This is a genomic window from Pseudomonas sp., assembly GCF_030690725.1.
In the GTDB taxonomy this organism is placed as follows: domain Bacteria; phylum Pseudomonadota; class Gammaproteobacteria; order Pseudomonadales; family Pseudomonadaceae; genus Aquipseudomonas.
Window position 1 is genome coordinate 1 of the sequence record NZ_JAUYGD010000023.1, and the last position, 6112, is coordinate 6112.

The following is a 6112-nucleotide window of genomic DNA, read 5'->3' on the forward strand; positions in this document are numbered from 1 at the left end:
ACGCCGCGATGGTAATTAATGCCCTGCCTGCCGTTGCTGCGGAAGGCGCGGACCAACTCCGATTCAGGTGCATCGCCAACTGGCGCGACCACAATCAGAAAGGGGTTGCCGAGCAGCGGAATAAACGCCTGACTGCCCTGCGGATGGCGCTCCAGCATGCGGATGGTCAGCGGCATATCCAGGGCCTCGGCACTGAAGATGCTGATGATCGCCTTATCCTCTGGCTGTGCGGTCTCGACCGTGGCCAGTTTGTGATAGCGGCGAGTGGAGCCATTGTTGATCATGAAGAATTCACTGCCTTCGGTTTCGATAACGTCACCAAAGGGGGCGAAGGCTTCTTTGCTCAGCGGCTCAATGATCAATTTGCGCATGTTGGTCTTCTTGTTCGTTCGTTTATGCCCCTCTCCCAATGGGAGAGGGGTTTATTGGCTTACTTGGCGACTTTGCCGAACAGGCGCAGGCGGCTGATACCGCCGTCCGGGAACACGTTCACCCGTACGTGGGTGATCGGGCCCAGCGCTTTGATCTGCTCGCTGAACTCGTGCTCGGCGTGCATCTGCAGTTTCTGGCTTGGCAGCAGCTCGCGCCAGAACAGGCTCTGGGTCTCGATCTGGCTGTCGGTGCCGCCTTTGACGAAGGCCGCCTGGATCGAGCAGCTGTCCGGGTAGTTGCCTTTGAAGTGCAGGGTGTCGACGACGATGCGTTCGATCTCGCCCGGATGGCCGAGGGCGACAATCACCCAGTCGTTACCTGGGGTACGGCGACGTGCAGTTTCCCAGCCGTCGCCCATGTTGATGCCACGGCCTGGGTTGAGGATGTTGCTCATGCGGCCGAAGTGTTCGTCCGAGCAGGCCAGGGCGCGACCGCCATTCAGTGCAGAAGCCAGGTCAACTTCTTCGTTGTCACCTACGTTCGACCAGTCGCGGAACGGTACGCCGTAGACGCGCAGACGGGCGACGCCGCCGTCCGGATAGATGTTGAAGCGCAGGTGGGTGAAGGCCTGTGCATTGGCAATTTCATGGTAGTGGTGGCTGTTGCCTTGCAGCTCTACTGCGGCCAGCACTTCAGTCCACACGGTGGCGTCGGTCGGGTCACCTTCAGCGACAAAGCAGCCTTCCAGGGACGCCGATGGCGGGAAGTTACCGGTGAAGAAGCTGGTGTCGATGTCCACACCCTTGATCGAGCCCGGTACGCCCAGGCGGATTACCGCGCTGTCGTAACCTTCGAAGCGCTTGCGACGCGACTCCCAGCCATCCATCCACTTGCCGTTGTCATCGAACACGCCCTCCTTCCATACGGCCGGGGTCGGCTGGAACAGACGGTTAACGTCGGCGAACCAGTCGTCGGTGACCGAGATGGCCTTGGTGCCCAGGCGTGCGTCGGCGAGGTTGACGTATTTCTCAAAGGGTACGGCGTAAGCTTTCATGAAATGTCTGCCTTAGTGATGGCGTTGGGGAGGGCGGAGGGCTTGCGGCCTACAGCTGCTGCAAGCGGAACAGCGCGATCTTGTTGATCTCGGCCAGGGCGCAGGCGAATTCTTGCTCCGGGGAGTTATGAATCCGCTCCTCGAAGGCCGCCAGGATCTGGTGCCGATTGCTGCCTTTCACCGCCATGATGAAGGGGAAGCCGAACTTGGCTTTGTAGGCATCGTTCAGTTCGGTAAAGCGGGCGAACTCTTCTGCGGTACAGGCGTGAATGCCCGCACCCGCCTGCTCCGATGTGGAGGAGGCGGTCAACTCACCGCGTACGGCTGCCTTGCCGGCCAGATCCGGGTGAGCATTGATCAATGCCAGCTGCGTCGCATGGCTGGCACTGAGCAACAGGTCGGCCATACGCTGATGCAGGCCGTCGATTTCGTTAATGCTCTCGTCCTGGCCCAGATCAAAAGCCTTCTCGGCGACCCAGGGCGAGTGTTCGTAAATGTCGGCGAAGACGTTGACGAAGTTTTCGCGGCTCAGGCGCGATGGGGTCAGGGTTTGAAAACGGCTCATTTCGAGCTCTCCTTGGATGGCTCTTGCAGCGGATGGGTCGCGTGCCAGTGTTTGGCGATGTCGACGCGGCGTGCGCACCAGACTTTTTCGTGGCTCTGCACGTATTCAAGAAACTTCGCCAGCGACGCCAGGCGTGCCGGGCGGCCGAGCAGGCGGCAATGCATGCCGATCGAAAGCATCTTCGGCGCGCCGGCCACGCCTTCGGCGTAAAGCACATCGAAGGCGTCTTTCAGGTATTCGAAGAAATCGTCGCCCTTGTTGAAACCCTGCACCTGGGTGAAGCGCATGTCGTTGGTGTCCAGGGTGTAAGGAATCACCAGATGCGGTTTGGCCGCAGTGCTGGCCGGGTCCCAGTAGGGCAGGTCGTCGTCGTAGGTGTCGCTGTCATACAGGAAGCCACCTTCCTCGCGCACCAGGCGGCGAGTGTTCGGGCCGAGGCGGCCGGTGTACCAGCCCTGTGGGCGCTGACCAGTCAGCTCGGTGAGGATGCGGATGGCTTCAAGCATATGCTCGCGCTCTTCGGCTTCGCTCATGTTCTGGTAGTCGATCCAGCGGTAGCCGTGGCTGCAGATCTCGTGACCGGCGGCGACCATCGCCTTGATCGCATCCGGGTGACGCTGCGCAGCCATGGCCACGGCGAAAATAGTCAGCGGGATGTTGTGTTTCTGGAACAGGTTCAGCAAACGCCAGACGCCGGCACGGCTGCCATACTCGTAGAGCGACTCCATGCACAGGTTGCGCTGACCTTGCAGCGGCTGGGCGGAAACCATCTCGGAGAGGAAAGCCTCGGACTCCTTGTCGCCGTGCAGGATGTTGCGCTCGCCGCCTTCCTCGTAATTGAGCACAAACGACAGGGCGATGCGCGCATCATTCGGCCAATGCGGGTGGGGCGGGTTGTTGGCGTAACCGATCAGGTCGCGTGGGTAGTCAGCGCTCACTGCAGTCTTCCTTCTTGCTGTTTGTGGCGGTCATTGGGCAGGCATGAATGCGTTGCACGACCGTGATGGGCTAATTGTATACAAAGTGCTTTGCATCTTGTAAATCTAAAATTCACTTATTTTGCGAAATTTTGCCTTAGTGATGAATCTGTCCAGTGCGTCAGCTGTTGCTGTGCAAAAGCAGTGCTCGCAGCACTTATGGCTGATTTGCTGCCCGTTTGCGGTGCGCTAAGCAGGCGTAATGATCGATTTATTGTGTACAGTTTTTTTATAAAATTGTCTTATTTTTGAATTTCGGCATGCTATGCTTCAGCTCAGTCGAGGCTGCTTAGCCTGATAAATCTGCCGAATTCAATAAAAGTAGAGGAGGTGCGGCGTCTGTGTTGGCTTGTCTGCACAGGTGCCCATAAGCGATGGGACGATTGACCACACACGTACTGGATGCCGCCCACGGTTGCCCAGGCAGCGAATTGAAGATTGAGTTGTATCGCGTTGAAGGGGCTCAGCTGGAGCTGCTCAATAGCGTTGTCACCAACCACGACGGGCGTTGCGATGCGCCAGTGCTGCAGGGTGACGATTACCGCAGCGGCGTTTACCAACTGCATTTCCATGCCGGCGATTACTACCGCGCGCGCGGCGTCAAATTGCCTGAGCAGGCTTTTCTGGATGTTGTGGTGCTGCGCTTCGGTATTGATGCCGGGCAGGAGCATTACCACGTACCGCTGCTGATTTCCCCTTACAGCTACTCCACCTACCGCGGTAGCTGAACCGAATGCTTGTCACCCTCGGACTCAATTTAAGAGTCCTTAGCCCGTACACACTGCGGGCTTTTTTTTGCCTGCGATTTGTCGGGTTTCAAGCGCTGGAGTAGGAGCGGGCGGGGCGCGCAGTACCATGCCCGCGATATCGGTTCGCGGGCATGGCCCGCTCCTACAGGTCGTGACGTGGATAAGCCTTGGCAGGCTGTCAGCGGCTAAGCAGCGAGGCAGCACCAGCCCCGCCAAACAAGGCAGCACTGATGCGGTTGAACCACACCTGGCCTTTGCCCGAGCGCAGGTAGCGCGCGGCGCCCTGGGCGCTGAGGCCGTAGAACAGCTTGCAGGCCAGGTCCAACACCGCCCAGGTGGCGATCATCACCAGCAACTGGCCAAGCATGGGCCGCTCGGCGCTGATGAACTGCGGCAAGAAGGCGGCAAAGAACAGGATGTCCTTGGGATTGCTGGCGCCCAAGCCGAAGGCCTTCCAGAACATGCTGCGAAAGCCTGGGTTGACCGGCTGCTCTTCGGCCGTCACCGGTTTGGCGGCTTTGCGTGATTCCTGCCAGCTTTGCCAGGCGAGGTAGAACAGGTACAGCGCGCCGACCAGTTTGAGTAGGCTGAACAGCTGCTCAGAGGCCAGCAGCAGTGCGCCAAGGCCCAGCGCCGAAGCACTCAATAAACAGATAGAAGCTGACACCCCACCAATAAAGGCCGGTGCCGAGCGGCGCAGGCCGTAGTTGAGGCTGTTGCTGACCATCAACAGTGATAGCGGCCCCGGGATCAGAATCACCACCAGTGCAGCACTTGCGAACAACAGCCAGGTTTCCAGACTCATTAACGATTCTCCAGATGCGCAAAAGCCCCGACGCGCGCGTCGGGGCTTGGTTACCAGCCGGCCAACCTTACAGGAAGGCGAACTTGGCGATAAAGATAATGCACAGAACGTACAGGCTCAGCGATACCTTGTCGCGCTGACCGGTCAGCAACTTCAGCGTCGCGTAGGTCAGGAAGCCCAGGGCAATACCGTTGGCGATGGAGAAAGTCAGCGGCATCATGACCACGGTGACGATCGCCGGGATGGTGTCGGTGTGATCTTTCCAGTCGATATGCGCCATGCCGCTCATCATCAGCATTGCCACATAAATCAGCGCGCCAGCGGTGGCGTAGGCGGGGATCATCCCGGCTAGCGGGGCAAAGAACATCGCGCAGAGAAACAGCACGCCCACCGCAACAGCCGTCAGACCAGTACGGCCACCGGCAGCAACGCCCGCAGCACTTTCCACATAGCTGGTGACCGGTGGGCAACCGACAAAGGCCCCGACCACGCTGGAGGTACTGTCGGCCTTGAGGGCCTTGGACAGGTTCTGGATCTTGCCGTCCTCATCCACCAGGTTGGCGCGATGGGCGACGCCCATCAGGGTGCCGGCGGTGTCGAACATGTTGACGAAGAGGAAGGCCAGAATCACGCTGATCATGGCAATGTTGAAGGCGCCGGCGATATCCAGGGCCATCAAGGTTGGTGCCAGGCTTGGCGGCATGGAAACCAGGCCGTTGTATTCAACGATGCCGATGCCCCAGCCGATGGCGGTGACGCCGAGCATGCTGAACAGGATGGCGCCGAACACGTTGCGGTGGCTGAGCACGGCAATCAGTAGGAAGCACACTGCGGCGAGGATTGCATTCGGTTCACCGAATGAGCCCATGGTCAGCAGAGTTGCTGGGCTGTCGACAACAATGCCCGCAGTCTTCAGACCGATCAGCCCGAGGAACAGACCCACCCCAGCACCCATGGCAAAGCGCAGGCTCATGGGGATGCTGTTAAGCAGCCACTCGCGGATGCGTGACAGGCTCATGATCATAAACAGCACGCCGGAGATAAACACCGCGCCAAGGGCGATCTGCCAGCTGTAGCCCATTTCACCGACAACGGTGTAGGTGAAGAAGGCATTGAGGCCCATGCCGGGTGCCAGGCCGACTGGCCAGTTGGCGTACAGACCCATCAGGAAACAGCCGATGGCCGCACCGATGCAGGTGGCGACAAACGCCGCACCGTGATCGACGCCGGCTGTGGCCATGATGTTGGGGTTAACGAAGATGATGTAAGCCATGGTGACGAAAGTCGTCAGGCCCGCCAGCAGTTCGGTTTTGATTGTGGTGCGGTGTTCGGTCAGCTTGAAGAAGCGGTCAAGCAGACCGGGTTTGATCAGGTCTTGCATCTGCGTCGCCTGTTGTTCTTGTTTAGCGCTTTCCACAGGGGTACTCCTCATCTCTTGTTGTGTGCCACCCAGAGCCTGTGCTGCGCACTGCTCGACTCTTGAGGTAGGTGGTGTTTTTTTGCCTTGCTGGCGTGCTTAGCTGACCTAGCGGTCAAGAAATAACACTGAGGCCGATTATGATGTTGTATACAAAAAAAGCAAATAATGTT

Annotated in this window: 7 protein-coding genes; 1 reads left to right on the forward strand and 6 read right to left on the reverse strand. The window is 58.9% G+C overall.

Annotated features, from left to right (window positions below; all coding sequences use genetic code 11):
• The 4 genes from Q8O69_RS04790 to puuE form a co-directional block, all read right to left on the reverse strand.
• Positions 1-371, reverse strand: a 371-nt coding sequence (locus Q8O69_RS04790; RefSeq protein WP_305589999.1) for an ureidoglycolate lyase, incomplete at its 3' end; no start/stop codon positions are given.
• Between the two features lie 59 nt (positions 372-430).
• Positions 431-1426, reverse strand: coding sequence for an allantoicase (alc, locus tag Q8O69_RS04795; protein WP_160087052.1), 996 nt, complete (start codon positions 1424-1426; stop codon positions 431-433).
• Between the two features lie 49 nt (positions 1427-1475).
• Entirely contained in the window at positions 1476-1991 is a 516-nt protein-coding gene (uraD, locus tag Q8O69_RS04800) for a 2-oxo-4-hydroxy-4-carboxy-5-ureidoimidazoline decarboxylase (RefSeq protein ID WP_305590002.1), read from the reverse strand.
• Positions 1988-2929: an allantoinase PuuE gene (gene puuE, locus Q8O69_RS04805; protein WP_305590004.1), complete on the reverse strand. Its 942-nt coding sequence runs from the start codon at positions 2927-2929 to the stop codon at positions 1988-1990. Before puuE ends, uraD begins: the two co-directional genes overlap by 4 nt.
• 413 nt (positions 2930-3342) lie before the next feature.
• On the opposite strand from puuE, the gene uraH reads away from it, so the two are divergent.
• Positions 3343-3696 carry a hydroxyisourate hydrolase gene (gene uraH, locus Q8O69_RS04810; protein ID WP_275962911.1) on the forward strand — a complete coding sequence of 118 codons (354 nt, stop codon included), beginning with the start codon at positions 3343-3345 and terminating at the stop codon, positions 3694-3696.
• A 199-nt stretch (positions 3697-3895) separates the two neighbouring features.
• Here the strand turns inward: uraH and Q8O69_RS04815 are convergent, their stop codons facing one another.
• Positions 3896-4522, reverse strand: a complete 627-nt coding sequence (locus Q8O69_RS04815; protein ID WP_305590007.1) for a LysE family translocator — start codon at positions 4520-4522, stop codon at positions 3896-3898.
• Positions 4523-4589: 67 nt separating this feature from the next.
• Positions 4590-5939 (reverse strand): NCS2 family permease, encoded by a 1350-nt coding sequence (locus Q8O69_RS04820; protein ID WP_371136048.1) that lies wholly within the window; start codon positions 5937-5939, stop codon positions 4590-4592.
• Positions 5940-6112: the final 173 nt, after the last annotated feature.

Coding starts and splice junctions, on each gene's coding strand:
- alc (WP_160087052.1), bottom strand. CDS start 1,426: ATGAAAGCTTACGCCGTACCCTTTGAGAAATACGTCAACCTCGCCGAC.
- uraD (WP_305590002.1), bottom strand. CDS start 1,991: ATGAGCCGTTTTCAAACCCTGACCCCATCGCGCCTGAGCCGCGAAAAC.
- uraH (WP_275962911.1), top strand. CDS start 3,343: ATGGGACGATTGACCACACACGTACTGGATGCCGCCCACGGTTGCCCA.
- Q8O69_RS04815 (WP_305590007.1), bottom strand. CDS start 4,522: ATGAGTCTGGAAACCTGGCTGTTGTTCGCAAGTGCTGCACTGGTGGTG.